We start from the raw sequence: 15,864 nt of genomic DNA, 5'->3' as shown, positions 1-15,864 counted from the left end.
CAGCCCGCAGCTATGGCTGCAGGATCCGCGGTATCTAATGGGCGTTATGATTATTGTTTCGTTATGGACCAGTTTCAGCATCGGCTTTCTGGCTATTCTGGCCGGTCTGCAGACCGTCAATCAGGAGATGTATGAGGCCGGGAGAATAGACGGGATTTCCAATCCGCTGCAGGAAGTGTTCTATATCACGATTCCGTCGATCAAGCCGCAAATGTTGTTTAGCGCCATTATGACGATTGTCGGAACATTAAAGGCCGGCAGCATATCTGTGCAGCTTACCGGACAAATGATAACGCCGCAATATGCGGGACATCTGATCATTAACCATATCGACGATTATGCCTTTTTGCGCTTCGAGCTGGGCTATGCTTCTGCACTTTGCGTCATGCTGCTTATCGTCAGCTATCTGGTGCTCCGGTTCTGCTATCGCCTGTTCATACCGAAGGGGGGCGAATAGGCAACATGCACGTGATGACAACAAGAAAGGTTCGTTTGGGGCGTCTCAGCTTGCTCATTGCCTTGACGGGGCTCGCCCTGTTCATGATGCTGCCGATTGTCTTTTTGTTTAACCATGCGTTTAAACCGCTTAATGAGCTATTTTTGTTCCCGCCGCGTTTTCTGGTGTCAAACCCGACTGCGCAAAACTTTGAGCGGTTATGGAATGCCACTTCGGATGACCTGGTGCCCTTTACACGTTATTTATTTAACAGTGTCATCGTGGTCAGCACTACTTTGGTTGCCGTCGTCGTCGTCAGCTCAATGGCTGCTTATGCGCTGGCCAAGTTTAAGTTCCATTTTCGCTCTGTCATCATGTCGCTCATATATGTATCGCTGATGTTCGCTGCGGAGACCGTACAGATTCCCAGGTACCTGATTATAAGCGGCATTGGCGTCAGCGATACTTATTTCGCACATATTTTGCCGTTTATCGCCGCGCCGGTATCGGTATTTCTGCTCATTCAGTTTATCGGGCAAATTCCTGACTCCCTGCTGGAAGCGGCAAAGATCGACGGAGCAACGGAATGGACCATGTTTATGCGCATCGTCGTACCGCTCGCCGCTCCGGCAATATCGACCGTAGCCATCTTGACCTTTCAAGCGGTATGGGGCGATACGGAAGCGTCTACGCTTTATATTCATGAAGAGACGCTCAAGACATTGCCTTATTACATTCAGACATTAAGCCAAGCAACGCAAAATGCAGTATCCGGTCAAGGGATGATTGCGGCTGCCGGATTGATGATGTTTGTTCCTAATCTGATTGTATTTCTGCTGTTTCAGAACAGGGTGATGGAAACCATGGTCAACTCCGGCATTAAAGAATAAACGAAAAAGGGAGGTTCCGCAGTGCCACTAGTAAGACGAATAATGGTGCTCATCGGCCTGTGCTGCCTGTTCTTCCCCGCAGTCGTTTCAGCAGCGCTGCCATACCAGACGGAGTATGTGATTCCGGACACGGGCGGAAGTGACGCTTGGTCTACTCAACCGCTCTATACGCCGCGCATGATCGTGACGGGCCGGGGGGAAGGGGGAATGGGGGAGGGAATGCTTGCCTTCGCCGAGCCCAATGATTTGTTTATTGCAGCCAACGATACGGTCTATGTTGCGGATACCGGGAATAATCGTATCGTCATTTTGCATGCGGACGGCAGTTTTGCAAGCCAGCTCGGTCTGGATGAAGGAGAAGGCTCCCTGAATGCGCCTGAAGGCGTATTCGTCACGGCTGACGGGATTGTCTACGTTGCAGATACCGGCAATGAGCGAATAGCTGTATTCGATGCGTCGGGCAAATTTATCCGGGCATATGAAAAACCGGATTCGAGCATGCTGCCGGAAGCCTATTTCTATGTTCCGCATAAGGTTGTGGTGGATGCGAGGGGAACGATGTATGTCGTGTCCAAAGGCTCGTATCAGGGGATCGTTCGCATGAACGAAGCCGGACAATTCACGGGCTTTTTCGGAGCGAACAAGGCGAGCCTGACCTTCACACAGCAGGTGCAGCGTTGGGTATTGTCGGCAGAGCAGTTGAAGAAAGAGAAAGCCGCCCGGCCCGGTGAGGTTGCGAATGTAACGATCGACATGGACGGATTTCTGCTGACGTCCAATTTCGGGGTGTTCAGCGGACAAATCAAGAGGCTTAATGCCGGCGGAATCGATATGTTGAGGGGAAAGAGCTTCCGCGATCTGGATCAGCTTGTCGATACAGCCATCGACAGCAACGGCTTTCTGTATTCCATCTCGCGAAGTCCGCTCAATACGATCGGCGTGTACGATCCGCAAGGGACGGCGCTGTTTCGCTTCGGCGGCATGAGTGCCGATACGCAGCGATTCGGTCTGTTCCGTTTCCCGACAGCGATTGCGCTTAATTCCAAGCAGGAGCTATGGGTTGCGGACAGCAAGCTGGGCACGGTGCAAATTTTCGAGCGGACGGAGTTCGGCAGTGCTGTGCTGGAGGCGATGTCGCTGTCCGACAAAGGCTACTATGCGGACAGCGAGCCTTATTGGGAGCGGACAATCGAGATGAACGAAATGATTGACGCCGGATATCGGGGGCTGGGTGAAGCTGCGATTTACCGGGGAGCTTATGCCGATGCAATCGGTTATTTCAAGCAAGGAAAAGATGCCAAAGGATATTCCGAGGCCTTCTGGGATGTCAGGCTTGGCTGGATCAGACAATATCTGTTTTACGCCGTTCTCCTTGCGGCAGCTTGTTGGTTTGTGCTTGCATTCGTACTGCGGCGTACACGGAGTTATACAGGCAGAGCGGACAGGCAGACGAAGATTGCTGTGTACCGCCAGGAGTGGCGGGATTTCGGCTACTTGCTGCTGCACCCGTATGAAGGCTTCTACCGGCTGAAAGAGCGGCGTATATCGCCGGTTACAATTGGGACGATTTTAGTGCTTGTCGTGGTTCTGTCGGTATGTCAGACGTATGCAACAGGCTTTGCCTTCAATCCATTGCCTCCCGAACTGCGCAACCCGATATGGCCGGTTCTGATCCTGCTCGGCGGCTGGCTAACCTGGGTCATCGCCAATTATTTGGTCAGCACGGTCAAAGATGGCGAGGGACGTCTGAGGGAAGTGCTGCAGGCCAGCACATTCGCGTTCGCTCCGTACATCGTATTTATGGTGGGTGCCTTATCTCGTGCTGACAAACGTTATTGTACTTGAGGAGCGGATTGTTGCCGATACGCTGCTGAAGGCCATGTGGATTTGGATTGGCGTTCTCCTGTTTGTCATGACCCAGGTTATTCATAACTTTGATTTTATCGAGTCTTTGCGAAACTCAGTCATTACATTGTTGACGATCGGGGTCATCTGGATCATGCTGACCATCCTATCGGCGCTCAGTTACAACGTTTACAACTTTATCTACGAGTTATCCAAGGAGGTGGGGCAATATGGCTAAGCTTGACGGCTCTGCAATGCTGCGGGTGCGGAAGTATGGGATACCGGCCGCCATTGCTGCATTGCTATTACTCGCTGCGCTCCTGCTGTTCACCGGCAAGGAAAGAGTGCCCACGCTCCAAGAGATGGGGCTGCCTCTTCCATCGCCAGTACGGTTGTCTTTGTACGAGGGAGAGGAATGGCGGCCTCGCCAGACAGATGCGGAGGGGTTCGCACCTGTGCTGGAGAACCGAGGCTACGCGCTGTATTTGAACCCGGAAACGAGTGTTATTGCGCTGCGAAACAAGCAGTCGGACTATCTGTGGCGCAGCAACCCGCAGAAGGAAAAGCTGGCGCATGAGACAGTCAAAGGAACATTGCTGTCCAATCTGCAGTCGCCCTTTATTCTTGAATATCATGAGAGAGGCAAAACACAGCGGTCAATTACGAACGCGACTAACAAGGACATAACGAAAACGTACCGGATTGCCGCAGAGGGGCTTCAGGTTACATACAGCTTCTCCAAGCTGAAAATCTCCTTCACCATTCAATATGCACTGACCGAACATGGTATGGAGGTGCGTGTTCCGGCAACCGGCATTCGCGAAGCGGGTGATCACTTTATGATCTCGCTGCAGGTACTTCCGTTCTTCGGCGCTGCCCGCAATGAGGACGAACAAGGCTATCTCTTTGTGCCGGACGGGCCGGGTGGCATCATCCGCTTCGACGAAAATCGGACATTGGCAGGTCTTGGTTACCGTTATCCGATGTATGGGAATGACCTGACAAATCAACCCGTGAAGCCGGACAATGTACGGGAAGCGACCATAACCTATCCTGTTTTTGGGCTCAAGCGCGGCAGTGAGGCATTCGTCGCGATTTTAAAGGATGGAAAATTCGACAGCCTGATCAAGGCCCAGGCTGCCGGAACGGTGTCCAGCTTTAATACAGTAGGCGCGGAGTGGACCTACCGGGTAGAATACGGCCAGCGGCTGAGCCAGTTAAGCCCCCCTGTAAATACCATTCAGCAGAAACGCATCGAGCAGGACCGAGTCATTGAATACCGGTTGCTGTCCGGAGAGAATGTCGGTTATGTGGAGATGGCACAAGCTTATCGTACCTATCTTCAACAAAACGGCGACTTGAGGAAAAAGATGGATCAGGAGCAGAAGCTGCCGCTCCAGCTTACGATTGTAGGCGGCAGCTCCGGCTCTACCGCCGTCGGGAGGCGGTATGCTGCAGCAACTACATTTGCACAGGCGGAGGAGATGATCTCCGAGCTGTCGGCAGGCGGCGTTGAAGCGATGGATATTACGCTGCGAGGCTGGCAAGCGGGCGGTGCAGCGGGCCAGACCGGTATTTTTCCTGCAGAGCAGGCGCTTGGCGGGAACAAGGGTGCGCGTTCATTGGTGGAGAAGGCACATCAATTAGGTTATAAAGTGTTGTTCGAGCAGGATTTTGTCCGGTATAGCGAGGATGCGAAGGAAGCTTCACCACGGACGGATGGAATCCGGGGGTTGGACGGATCGGCTGTATTGCAGAAGGGAATGTTCGTTATAGCCCCGGAGCAATCGGCAGGCAGAGCTTATATGGCGGTCGACAAGCTGCAATCGTTGGGAGCTGATGGGGTCAAGTTCGCAGGCTATGGCGAGGATGTGTATAAGGATTATCATCCTGACCGTCAACTTGAGCGGGAACAAACTGCCTTATTGTTCCGGGGGGCGATGGAATATGCCGGGCAGCAGCTCGGTCATGCAGCAGCCACAGGAGGAGGCGATTACATTCTCGCCGCAGCTGACAGTATACATGAGCTGGAGTTTGAATCCAGCTACGATTTCAATATTGATGAGACGGTGCCGTTTTATCCGATTGTGCTACATGGTTTAATGCCGTATTCGTTCACGGCGGGCAATTTGCGCGACAGGTATCAGGATCATTTTCTGAAAGCGATTGAATATGGGGCGGTACCCTCCTTTATTGTGACTGATGAGCCTTCTATTCATATTCGTTACACGTTGTCGGGTGAATTGTTCAGCACTCATTTTGCAAAATGGAAGGAGCGGATATTGCAAGAATATACAGCCTTCAAGAAGCTTTCAGCCGTACACGGCCAAGCGATTGTAGGCCACCGCAAATTAGAAAATGGTGTATATGCCACGGAATATGAAGGCGGAACCCAAACGATAGTTGACTACAATACTTCAACCTTTCGGGTGATCAGGGAGGAATAGATTATGGCCGCAACCGGCACATCCCGTCGGGGACGAAGCTTGTACCGATGGAAGGAATACAGCGTAGGCTATATGTTTCTTCTCCCTTGGACGATTGGCTTTGCGGTATTTATGGCATTTCCAATAGGCTGGTCCTTGTTTATCAGTTTTCATACGGTTGCTTTTAAGGCGGAGGGCATGGAGTACACCTTTGTCGGGATTGAAAATTACAGAAGGGTGCTTGCAGAGGACAGTGAGTACTCGGTCAAGCTGCTGCTTTATTTCCAGGAAGTTGTCATTATGATTCCGCTCATTATTTTGTTCTCGTTTCTTGTGTCCATTTTGCTCAATCAGCGGTTTAGAGGAAGAATGCTGTTTCGCGCACTGTTCTTCCTGCCCGTCATCTTTGCTACCGGCCAGGTTCTTATGGAACTGTTCCGTCAAGGGCAGGGGGATTTGCCGTTTATTAGCCAATACGGACTGGAGGAAATCGTCGCCAGCGCGGTCGGAGTGCAGTTTGCAGCTCCTGTACTGGGCGTATTGAGCAAAGCGGTTATTATTTTGTGGTATTCAGGTGTACAAATTTTGATCTTTATTGCCGGTTTTCAGACGATACCCGGTTCCATTTATGAGGCGATCCGCATTGACGGCGCTTCGCCGTGGGAGAGCTTCTGGAAAATTACGCTGCCTGCCATGAAGCCATTTATAGGTTTGTGTACGTTGTATACGTTTGTAGATATGTTTACCTTTCCCTTTAATCCGATCATGGAGCTTGTCAGCAAGCACATGTTTTTGCAGAAAACCGGTTACGGTTACTCCAGTGCGATGGCATGGCTATATTTTGCGGTTGTGCTTGTCATGATGCTGACTGTCATCTGGTTCACCAGCAGGTCAAGGAAGAGTGGTTGATAGGGGCGGGGGCAGTTGTGCAGATGCAATTGTTCTACAACTGGAGAATACCCGTGAACAGGTCCAGGAAAGGAGATGCGTATGAAGGTTCTAGCGGTAATGGAACGGTTTAAATCCTTTGCCAGAGGAAGGCAAGGCCAGCGGGGCAAGCTGATGCTTCTTGGAATGAACAGCAATGACGGATGGATTGCCAAACTGCTTCTCTATATTGTGCTTACTATAGTGGCTTTTCTGTACATGCAGCCGCTGTTATACATCGTGACAACGATGTTCAAAAGTCTCAGTGATCTGATCGATCCGACCGTGAAATATTTGCCCCGCGAATGGAATTTCGACAACATTGTCAAGGCGTGGAAGGGGTTGGAATATCCGCAAGCGTTCACTAACACGCTGGTTATTGCGCTGTTCTGCTCCGGCATTCAAGTGATTATTTGTGCGATAACAGGCTACGGGCTGGCACGGCTGCGTTTTCCGGGGAGAAAATTTTTGCTGTTTCTGGTCGTGCTTACGTTTTTGATTCCTTCCCAGGTATATGTCATCCCGCTGTTTGTCCTTTACGGTAAGCTGGGGCTGCTGAATACCCCGTTCGTCTTTCTGATTCCGGCTTTATTCGGGCAAGGGCTGCGGAGTGCATTGTTCATTATTATATTCAGCCAGTTTTTTCATGGGCAGCCAAAGTCGTTGGAGGAGGCGGCAAAACTTGACGGCGCTTCTGCATACCGGCTGTTCTGGCGCATTATGCTGCCCCTTGCGAAGTCAGCCTGTATTGTCGTATTTCTGTTCTCGTTCATCTGGTATTGGAACATGTATTACGAGGCGTCTATGTTTTTATCCGAAAGTTTTACACCGCTATCGATTCGTTTGGACAATTTGGACCGGGTGCTCACAGGAAATACGTTCAGTCAATTCAACATCCAGCTCAATCCTGTGACAGAAGGAGCCAAGATGTCGGCCGTATTTCTCATCCTGCTGCCTCCGACTTTGCTGTATATGGTTGCGCAGCGCTGGTTCACGGAGGGGATTGAACGCACCGGGCTGGTAGAGTAAGCAAGCCGGGGTAGCGTGAGGCAGCAGATCTTCAGACGACAGAACGCCAAGGAGGTGAGGGCGATGTAGCGGAAGCTGAAGTAACGTGGGGCGAGGGCATGTGCAGGGTGAGCTGCAGCATGTAAATGACAGCAGCATGAAGTCGGCAATGTCAGTGACAGCAAGGCAAGCAACAACAGCAAGTGACAGGATGGCTATGAATGGATACAAGGGGCTGCAAGGCAGTGCACGACACGAGATTCAATTGAATTGGAGGCTATCAAATTGAAAACTAGAAAAGCAAGCAAAGGAAGAGTAGTTCTATTGCTGGCAGCAATGATGATGATGCTTGTCGTATCTGCCTGCTCCGGCGGCAATAAGAATAATACAGAAAAAACACCAGATCCGGCCGTAGCACAGAATGAAGGAGACAAGGGCTCAAACGAAGCATCGGGCAAGAGTAATAATGAAGCCTCACCGGAAAAACGCGACCCGGTTACGTTGACCATGGTAACTAATTGGACGGGCGAGGAACCGAACATCAAGGCCATGTTTGAAGACTTTAACAAACATTATCCGTGGATCACCATTAAAGTGGAGACCGTATTGGAAGGGCCTGCGGCAATTGTAGCCAAAGCGGTTGCGCTGCAGGTGGCTGGAACGCCGGCAGATTTGATCATGACCAGCGAACTGACCTCAGGGGCGGATTTGTATGAAGACCTGGCTCCCCGGCTGGAATCCGACCCGGATCTGAAGAATGTCCAATTCCCGGAGAGCTTCCTGGATACTTATAAGGTCAACGGCAAGCTGCTTGCGCTGCCTGGCGCCAATGCCGCTCCTTTTCTTATCTTCGTGAACAAGGATTTACTGGAGAAGCACGGGATGGAAATGCCGGCTCCGGACTGGACCTATGACGACATGCTGGAGATGGCGAAGAAGGCAACCGACCCGGCAGCAGGGGAGTGGGGCATTGACCCGTCCGGCACGGTTGCCGTTTATTTAAGCAGCAGCATGGCGATTGCCAACGGCAATGCCGGAGGTCATACGTTTTTGACGGCGGATGGCTCCAAAAGCGTAGCGAACACGCCGGGAGTACTCGCGGATATGCAGTGGATACAGGAGCTGCAAACCAAGCATAAAGTGACGCCGGACAGTAAAACCGCCGTGGATCAAAGTCTGGGCGATGCGTTTATGCAAGGCAAGGCACTCTTCACCGTTCAGGGGCCATGGATGACCGGCGCATACAATGAGCAGGCGGCTTTCGATTGGGATGTGCTGTTCTTCCCGCGCGGAACGGTATCGCAGCCAACGCTTCTTTTGACGGCTCCATTTATACAATTAAGTGCCTCCAAGCATAAGGAAGAAGCGTGGTTGTACTATAAATATATGATCTCCGATGAAGGGAGAAAGTTCGCGATTGATTGGGGCGACACGCCTTGGGGGCTTAACGAGGAACTGCAGCAATATTTATTTACTAACGCCAAAGCGTGGCAAGGAAAAAATATCGATGCGATTAAGCAGCTATACAGCGGTGAAGTGTGCTGTGCCAGTCAAGGGATGAATATCGTCGATTATGGCGATTATTCGACCGCTATTAATGGCGGATTACCGCCAATCATGTTCGATGCGGCGAACATAGCGGAAATTTTTGGCCCGGCTGCAGACAAATTTAATGCCACAAGGTAAATGACAGCGACCGGCAGAGGCTTCACTTTCGGATCTGCCGGTCTTGATTTATAAGGAGGTCCAGAGTGGACAAAAGAATTTGGAACCCCCGCAGCTCCCTGCTAAAGCTGCAAGCCGCGATCGAGCGGGGAGAGGTGACGATAGGTTTTCTTGGCGGATCGATTACGGAGGCCAGACCAGGCCATAATTGGCCGGAGAAAGTCATGGCCTGGCTCGTTGAGACCTACCCGCAAGTGCGATTTTATGTTGAGAATGCCGCAATTGGAGCGACAGGCAGCGATCTGGCTGTGTTTCGAGCCGGGCGTGATATCGTTGCGAAGTCTTGCGATGTTGTCTTTGTGGAATATGCAGTGAATGATCATTACGCTCCACATGAACGGAGAAGTCGGTCGCGCGAAGGGCTGCTGCGTCTTTTGCTTGCCAGTAGCGAGGCGGATCTTGTACTGGTCTATACCTACTTGCAGGCCATGTATGCAGAGATGGAGGCAGGCGGCGTTCCGGAATCGATTAAGGAGCTCGAGCAGCTTGGCGAGCATTATAATATTGGATCGGTGTGGATGGGGCTTTATGCATTCGAGGAAGTGCGCAAAGGAAGGATGGCATGGGAAGAATGGCTGCCTGACGGTTTACACCCGACCCATCGCGGCAGCTTAAGCTATGCTCAAAGTGTAATCACGTTCCTGGAGAAACAGCTGCATATGGAGCGTATTCGGCAGCCGGGTGTAGGGGAAGTGCCATCGTTAACTGAGAACCGGGGTGAACGGGTTCTGCCGGAACCGCTTAATAGGCATCATTGGGGGAATGTCTCCTTCGTTCCCTTCAGGGAAGTGCAGACGGAGGGGCCGTGGGCAGTTCACAGGAGCGTCAATCTGGTCTGGATGGAGCAAATGCTGACAACTTCTGCTGTCGGAGCGAAACTTCGCTTTGTCTTCTACGGAAGGGGGCTGACGCTCGGGTTCGATTTCGGGATGTTTTCTGCGGATTTCCTCTGCCGGATTGATGATGGAGAGGCTCTGGAAATAAGGATGGAACGTGCGGAATGGTGTCCGGCTGAAGGCCTGTTTCACATCGAGACAGTGGCAGAGGACCTGCTGCCAGAGAGACATGAGGCAGAAATCGAAGTCATTCACGGGAACGGCCCCAGATGTCAAGGTACCCGGTTTCGGTTAGCTTTTATCGGAATAATAGGATAACGGGTAAGTGAGTTCCCGTCCTTTGGAACAAAGAATGAGGTGGAGCTGGCAATGAAACTTGCTGATACAGAGCAGTGGCGCAGTTTGGAGTTTACACTATCAAGTGCTGCAGTATACGAAAATCCTTTTATGGATGTGGACGTAACGGCTTTTTTCAACGGTCCTGAAGGAATAAGGCTTGCCCGTCAGGCATTTTGGGATGGGGGCAATGAGTGGAAGGTAAGGTTTGCGCCCCCTGCTATAGGGGAATGGACTGTAATCGTGGAGTGTTCGGATGAAACCAACCAGGCCCTAAATATTAGCGAACCTATAGCTTTCAACTGTATCGCCTACCGTGGTTTATTGGAAATCTATAAACATGGCTTTCTGCGGATATGTGACCATCACCGTTATTTTACTTATGACGACGGGACGCCGTTCTTCTATCTCGGAGATACGCATTGGTTCCTCCCGTCAGAAGATTTCAATGCCTCGAATGTTGACGGAATCGATTCACAGTTCAAATATATGGTTGACCACCGGGTCAGTCAAGGCTTTACAGTCTATCAATCCGAGCCTCTCCTGACAACAGGAAACTATCTGGATGTAACTCATGGCATTAAACAAGATTCGCTGGCGCTGCTGCAAGATCTGGACCGCAAATTTCAGTATATCGCGGACAGTGGACTCGTTCATGCCAATGCCACTCTGACGTTCACCAGTTTCTTGAGTACAACGGATGCTGCTCTTCTGAGGAAGCTTGGGGCTTATTGGCAAGCCAGATATGGAGCATATCCTGTATTATGGACGACAGCCCAGGAAGTTGATCCGAACTTCTACAACCAAATCGATCCGCAGCATTGGAAAATTATCGCACAATCCATCTATGATCATGATTGTTACAAGCACCCGCTGACGGCGCATATGGAGTTCAATGCTGTTTCAGGGTGGGGTGGGGAATATTGTCACAGCTGGCATGCGCTGCAACCGCTTGATTTGTCGAAAGATTATTTTGAATCTTTCTGGCATGCCGAAACGGTGAAGCCTTATATCGCTTACGAAGTGCGGTATGAATTTAATAATCAGCCAACCGCCAGTGCCCGTACTTCGGCATACAGAGCTTTTCAGTGCGGCTCCTTTGGATTCGGGTATGGCGTTCAAGGCGTATGGGCCTTGAATAACTCACCTGATGACTGGTTTCATTACGGTCCTTATTACCGGTGGTTCGATGGCCTGAATGCAGCCGGCGGGAGCCAGATGACTTATTTCAAACAGTTTTATTCCACCCTGAAATGGTGGAGATTGACCCCGCGGTTTAAGGATATACGTTATGGAGATTTCACGGACAATAATCATGCCTTTCTTATGACAGATGATTCAAAAATCTATACCGCTTATTTCACAAGTACCTCGCTGTCAACCGGCACGCTCAAAGAAATGGAGGATTCACGCTATAAGGCCCACTGGTATAACACTAGAACAGGTGAATATACATTGATTTCTAATGCGATCCAGCCTCATAACGGCGAATGGCCCATTCCGGACAAACCGGATCGCTTTGATTGGATGCTGCTGGTAGTCACTGACGAGACCAAACTTGCTCCTAAGTTAGTGGTCTCAAGTCCTAATCAGGCTACGACGATTTTTACCCGGTATGGGACTATGGCAATGTCGGCAGCGGTTAACCCGGGAGGGATGGGGGCCGAACCTCAGTGGAGTGTAACGAATTTGGACGGTACACCGACTGAACTGGCTATAATCGATTCTTGCGGCTTACTTACTGCAATGGGAAATGGCAAAGTACGGGTTAACGCTATAGGGGATGCAGGGAAACTGACCGCAACAAAAATGATCCTGATGGCCAGACAGGATAATCACGCTCCGCCATCTATAGTAAGATCCATTCAGATCAAGCGGGAGGAGCATCAGTTTGTTACAGAATTTAATCCTTCAGACACACGAGATCAGAGGATATTATGGTCGGTCTTTGAGGAGGATGGAATAACGGCAACGGATAAAGCTGTCATTAGTCCCTATGGTGTTATTAGCTGCATGAAGGAAGGGGCGGTCAAAATTGCTGCCGCCACAATGGATGGCTCGGGACTGACTGCTTTCTATGATTATGTAATTCCCGGTTACCGAGATATCGTCAACAATCCTATGCTGGTTGGTGCGGAGGTGACAGCATCCTCAACTGACTACATAAATAACTATCGGCCAGCAGGAGTCATAACGGGCAATTATGGCAATTGGGCGGGCTGGTCGTCCCGGATCCCGGAGGATGATTCCGAGATTCTGTCCTATGATCGTCCTGAATGGCTGCAAATCACTTTTCGTGAGACAACGGCCATTAATCATGTTGAACTGTATACGACGGGGACCGGGGTACAATTGAGAGATTTTGATATGGAGAGCTGGGACGGAGACGAATGGACCATTCTAGCAACGATTCGGGATAATCTCCTGACAACGGTCGTTATGCGGTTCCCGGTCATTAAAATCCGGGCGCTTAGGGTCAATTGTTACAAGGGAGATATGATGGGCATAGCCCGGATCAGTGCGATTGAAGTATATCTTGATGAATAAGAATAGTGGGGAATAGAACAAGGAGACAGGCTTTAGCGGCCTGTCTCTTTGGAGTTTCCGGAGTAACTCATGTCCGTTGCCTCCTAAAGGACAGGGGCGATTATTGAGACAATGTTATACGGCGGCAAGATGAAGTTGACAGAGCCCTGAAGGCGAAAATTTTTAGTCATAGCAACTATTGTCGTGACGATTAGGAAGGAGTATTGAACCGCAAAAGGTTTTTTGGGAAAATAATTTCCATAGCAACTATTGTTGTGGCAATTAAATGGAATGGGTGTACTGGAACAGTTGAAAGCAAGGCAACTATTTTTGCGCCCCGCTATCGAGCATTGGCCATCAGCATCAGAGATGACAGCAGCATTTGCTTATGTCAACAGGAGAAATCATCGGCCTTGAACGTTATGATCATATGCAATAAACAGTTAGAAATAATTCTAGTACATAAAAAGTCACATCAGAGATTATTCTAATGTGACTTATAACCGTACATTCTACTTTGCCATTGAGTAACGATTTTCTTAAATTTAGCAAAGCCTCATTATAAACGGATTCGCCATTAAGGATAAAGTCGCTTCCGATTATTAAATCTATACAAACTAGTGCTGGTTTTTCAGTGTAGTCTTTGTATAGAGTTTATTCATACTAACTACATTGTCAGATAACTAAAAATCCTACGATATACGCGGACTTGATTCGGATCATGTTCTTGTAACCTTCCCACTGTACATGCATAAGAAGATCCATTGCTTCCTCATCAAGCATCATTGCTTTTCTTCGTTTTTTGGTTGGTTTCTTCGTTGAACTGTAATGAAGGAAATATCCAGGGGACTCTTATTCTTTAAGGATTGTAATTGGATGGATACCTCGTAAAATGGGCGTTGGCCTTCGGCGGTCGAAGCGTATGGAAGGGCAGCACGGAGACCGCAATCATTAATCCGACAAAAGCAATATAATACGGCGACACATAATCCCGCAATTGCCCGGCAAGCATCGGCCCGATGAAGGAGCCGATTGAGAACGCAATGGACAGCACGGAGAACGTTCGGCCGTAGCGGGTTCCTCCGCTTAACTCGATGAGCAGGGAAGAAAGGGCGGGGAAGATCACGCCTTTAGCCATCCCGAGAATGAACAGCAGGACGAATAGCGGCAGGGGGGCTCCTGCAGCAATCGCAAAATAAGTGATGGCCAGCATGAAGGCCCCCCACAGCGTCCGAAGATAAGCAGACTTCCGATTCAGAAACAGCAGGGAAAGCGTGATGAGCGCACCAAGGCTGACAACGGAGAAGAGAAGACCGGTCGTCATCATCCCTTCCTTCGTGCTGGACATAAGCGGAAGCTCGAAGGAGAGGATACCCTGTGCGCAGCTCATGGCGATGGGAAGTGCGTATACAAGCCAAGGAATGGCCAAGTCGCGGGATTCTTCTTTGCTCAAGGTGCCTTTCTTGTGTTTCCGGGGCGGCGTTCGACTATGGCTATGTTGGTGATCAGCCTCCTCCGTGACCGTCTCGTCTTGCTGAGCCTCACCGGCTTGATTAGGTACATCCCGGATAAATAACAGTGCGCATGCTGCCGTACCGATCAGGATCCAGCCGAGGATGAGGAAAGCCGTCGTAAATCCGATTTGTGCAACCAAGATCGCGCCCGCTGCAGGAGAAACAACGGAAGCGAGTGTATGGATAAGACCGTTACCGGCCATCAGCTTCCCTTGCTGAACCCGGTCATTGGCAAGCCTGGCGAGCAGTGCCATGCAGGCAGGCGATAGAAAAGCAAGCACGAAGCCGCTGATGGAACGAAGCACGAGCAGCTGCCAAGGGTCGGTTACCTTTGATTGAAATACGAGAATAATGCCTGCTGCGGCCAGACTGAATACGATAAATAAACGGCTGCCGTATCGATCCACGCCGTAGCCGGCAATGATATTCCCAGGCAGATGGGTGATGGAGTAAAGCCCCATCATCAATCCGATAAATGAAGGCGCAGCTCCCAATGAAACGGCAAACGGCGTTAAGATCGGGTATTGCGCGTGAAGATCGAAGAAAGCGACGAACAAGAATAAGTAGAGCCATACCGCGGTTCTCAAAACATTACCTCCCCCACTGTAACGGCAGTTATATGCCGCCTTGGTTCATCATCATGGCGCAGCTGCGACAACGCCTTCGGCGTTCGTTGGCAGATGAGCTCCTGAAGCCCGCGCCGCGGCCATGTTACTACTTGTACGCGTGGATAAGCCCCGATATGTCTGCCGATGCCAGAGCTTTGGATAAAGCAGCTGCATGATTCATGCAATTGAACCGTTTACGCCCATTTCTGCATCAGGTATAATGTTTTGTAATCATGGTTTGCAAGCAGTATAATGGAGGAGACTATCGGATGAATTTTGATTTTAACTATGACATGGATACGTGGGTTCAATTTTTCAAAGACAACTGGCTTGTACTCGCCATCGCGCTAATCGTTCTCTTTCTGGTTATTAAGATCGTCAAGACGGTTGTGAAGTGGGCAATCGTAGCTGTGATTCTCATCGGAGTCGTTCTATACAGCGGCTATACGCTGGAGGATGTGAAGGGAATCGGTGCAAAGGTGGCGGAGAGTGTCAAGCAAGAAGCGGTTACGGCTATGGCCGGAGAAGTGAAAGATGCGACATATACAACCAACAGCGATGGAACCTTCACGGTAAAATCAAAAAATATAGAGATCAACGGTAATCCGGGCGACAATGAGGTTAAAGTGTCATTTCAAGGCGCATCGCTAGGCACCTGGAAAATTGACGAAACGATTCAGACATTAATCGATCAAGCAAAGAATAACAGTTAGCCGTTTGGCGGGAGCAACGGACTGTTCCGTCAGTGATATCAATTTCGCTTGATCTTAGCGGAATAGATAAAGCG

12 protein-coding genes are annotated in these 15,864 nt (G+C 50.2%); 11 read left to right on the top strand and 1 reads right to left on the bottom strand.

Annotation, left to right across the window (positions count from 1 at the left end):
* Positions 1–37 precede the first annotated feature (37 nt).
* The 10 genes from NNL21_RS08495 (at position 38) to NNL21_RS08450 (ending at position 12,976) form a co-directional block, all read left to right on the top strand.
* Complete coding sequence (locus NNL21_RS08495) at positions 38–457, top strand: carbohydrate ABC transporter permease (protein ID WP_256555124.1); 420 nt, start codon at positions 38–40, stop codon at positions 455–457.
* Positions 458–462: 5 nt separating this feature from the next.
* Positions 463–1,326, top strand: coding sequence for a carbohydrate ABC transporter permease (locus tag NNL21_RS08490; RefSeq protein WP_256555123.1), 864 nt, complete (start codon positions 463–465; stop codon positions 1,324–1,326).
* Positions 1,327–1,347: 21 nt separating this feature from the next.
* Positions 1,348–3,171, top strand: a complete 1,824-nt coding sequence (locus NNL21_RS08485) for a YIP1 family protein (protein WP_204817618.1) — start codon at positions 1,348–1,350, stop codon at positions 3,169–3,171.
* Entirely contained in the window at positions 3,146–3,409 is a 264-nt protein-coding gene (locus NNL21_RS08480) for a hypothetical protein (protein WP_204817619.1), read from the top strand. Before NNL21_RS08485 ends, NNL21_RS08480 begins: the two co-directional genes overlap by 26 nt.
* Complete coding sequence (locus NNL21_RS08475; protein ID WP_204817620.1) at positions 3,402–5,618, top strand: DUF5696 domain-containing protein; 2,217 nt, start codon at positions 3,402–3,404, stop codon at positions 5,616–5,618. The genes NNL21_RS08480 and NNL21_RS08475 overlap by 8 nt, the downstream gene beginning before the upstream one ends.
* A gap of 3 nt (positions 5,619–5,621) precedes the next feature.
* Complete coding sequence (locus NNL21_RS08470; protein WP_204817621.1) at positions 5,622–6,506, top strand: carbohydrate ABC transporter permease; 885 nt, start codon at positions 5,622–5,624, stop codon at positions 6,504–6,506.
* A gap of 81 nt (positions 6,507–6,587) precedes the next feature.
* Positions 6,588–7,553, top strand: coding sequence for a carbohydrate ABC transporter permease (locus tag NNL21_RS08465; RefSeq protein ID WP_204817622.1), 966 nt, complete (start codon positions 6,588–6,590; stop codon positions 7,551–7,553).
* A 264-nt stretch (positions 7,554–7,817) separates the two neighbouring features.
* Positions 7,818–9,218 carry an extracellular solute-binding protein gene (locus tag NNL21_RS08460; protein WP_204817623.1) on the top strand — a complete coding sequence of 467 codons (1,401 nt, stop codon included), beginning with the start codon at positions 7,818–7,820 and terminating at the stop codon, positions 9,216–9,218.
* Positions 9,219–9,283: 65 nt separating this feature from the next.
* Entirely contained in the window at positions 9,284–10,411 is a 1,128-nt protein-coding gene (locus NNL21_RS08455; protein WP_204817625.1) for an SGNH/GDSL hydrolase family protein, read from the top strand.
* Positions 10,412–10,462: 51 nt separating this feature from the next.
* Entirely contained in the window at positions 10,463–12,976 is a 2,514-nt protein-coding gene (locus NNL21_RS08450) for an apiosidase-like domain-containing protein (RefSeq protein WP_204817626.1), read from the top strand.
* An 838-nt stretch (positions 12,977–13,814) separates the two neighbouring features.
* Here the strand turns inward: NNL21_RS08450 and NNL21_RS08445 are convergent.
* Complete coding sequence (locus NNL21_RS08445; protein ID WP_204817627.1) at positions 13,815–15,056, bottom strand: MFS transporter; 1,242 nt, start codon at positions 15,054–15,056, stop codon at positions 13,815–13,817.
* A 290-nt stretch (positions 15,057–15,346) separates the two neighbouring features.
* Here NNL21_RS08445 and NNL21_RS08440 point away from each other — a divergent pair, with 290 nt between their 5' ends.
* Positions 15,347–15,790 carry a hypothetical protein gene (locus NNL21_RS08440; protein ID WP_204817628.1) on the top strand — a complete coding sequence of 148 codons (444 nt, stop codon included), beginning with the start codon at positions 15,347–15,349 and terminating at the stop codon, positions 15,788–15,790.
* The last annotated feature ends 74 nt before the right edge of the window (positions 15,791–15,864 follow it).

This window comes from Paenibacillus mendelii, from assembly GCF_024498075.1.
Taxonomy (GTDB): Bacteria; Bacillota; Bacilli; order Paenibacillales; family Paenibacillaceae; genus Paenibacillus_Z; species Paenibacillus_Z mendelii.
Note: the sequence above shows the minus strand (reverse complement) of the source record. Positions and strands in the feature narration are given on the sequence as shown.

Excerpts from the sequence above, each read along its gene's own strand:
- NNL21_RS08465 (WP_204817622.1), top strand. The coding sequence starts at position 6,588 with ATGAAGGTTCTAGCGGTAATGGAACGGTTTAAATCCTTTGCCAGAGGA.
- NNL21_RS08470 (WP_204817621.1), top strand. The coding sequence starts at position 5,622 with ATGGCCGCAACCGGCACATCCCGTCGGGGACGAAGCTTGTACCGATGG.
- NNL21_RS08475 (WP_204817620.1), top strand. The coding sequence starts at position 3,402 with ATGGCTAAGCTTGACGGCTCTGCAATGCTGCGGGTGCGGAAGTATGGG.
- NNL21_RS08440 (WP_204817628.1), top strand. The coding sequence starts at position 15,347 with ATGAATTTTGATTTTAACTATGACATGGATACGTGGGTTCAATTTTTC.
- NNL21_RS08495 (WP_256555124.1), top strand. The coding sequence starts at position 38 with ATGGGCGTTATGATTATTGTTTCGTTATGGACCAGTTTCAGCATCGGC.
- NNL21_RS08450 (WP_204817626.1), top strand. The coding sequence starts at position 10,463 with ATGAAACTTGCTGATACAGAGCAGTGGCGCAGTTTGGAGTTTACACTA.
- NNL21_RS08490 (WP_256555123.1), top strand. The coding sequence starts at position 463 with ATGCACGTGATGACAACAAGAAAGGTTCGTTTGGGGCGTCTCAGCTTG.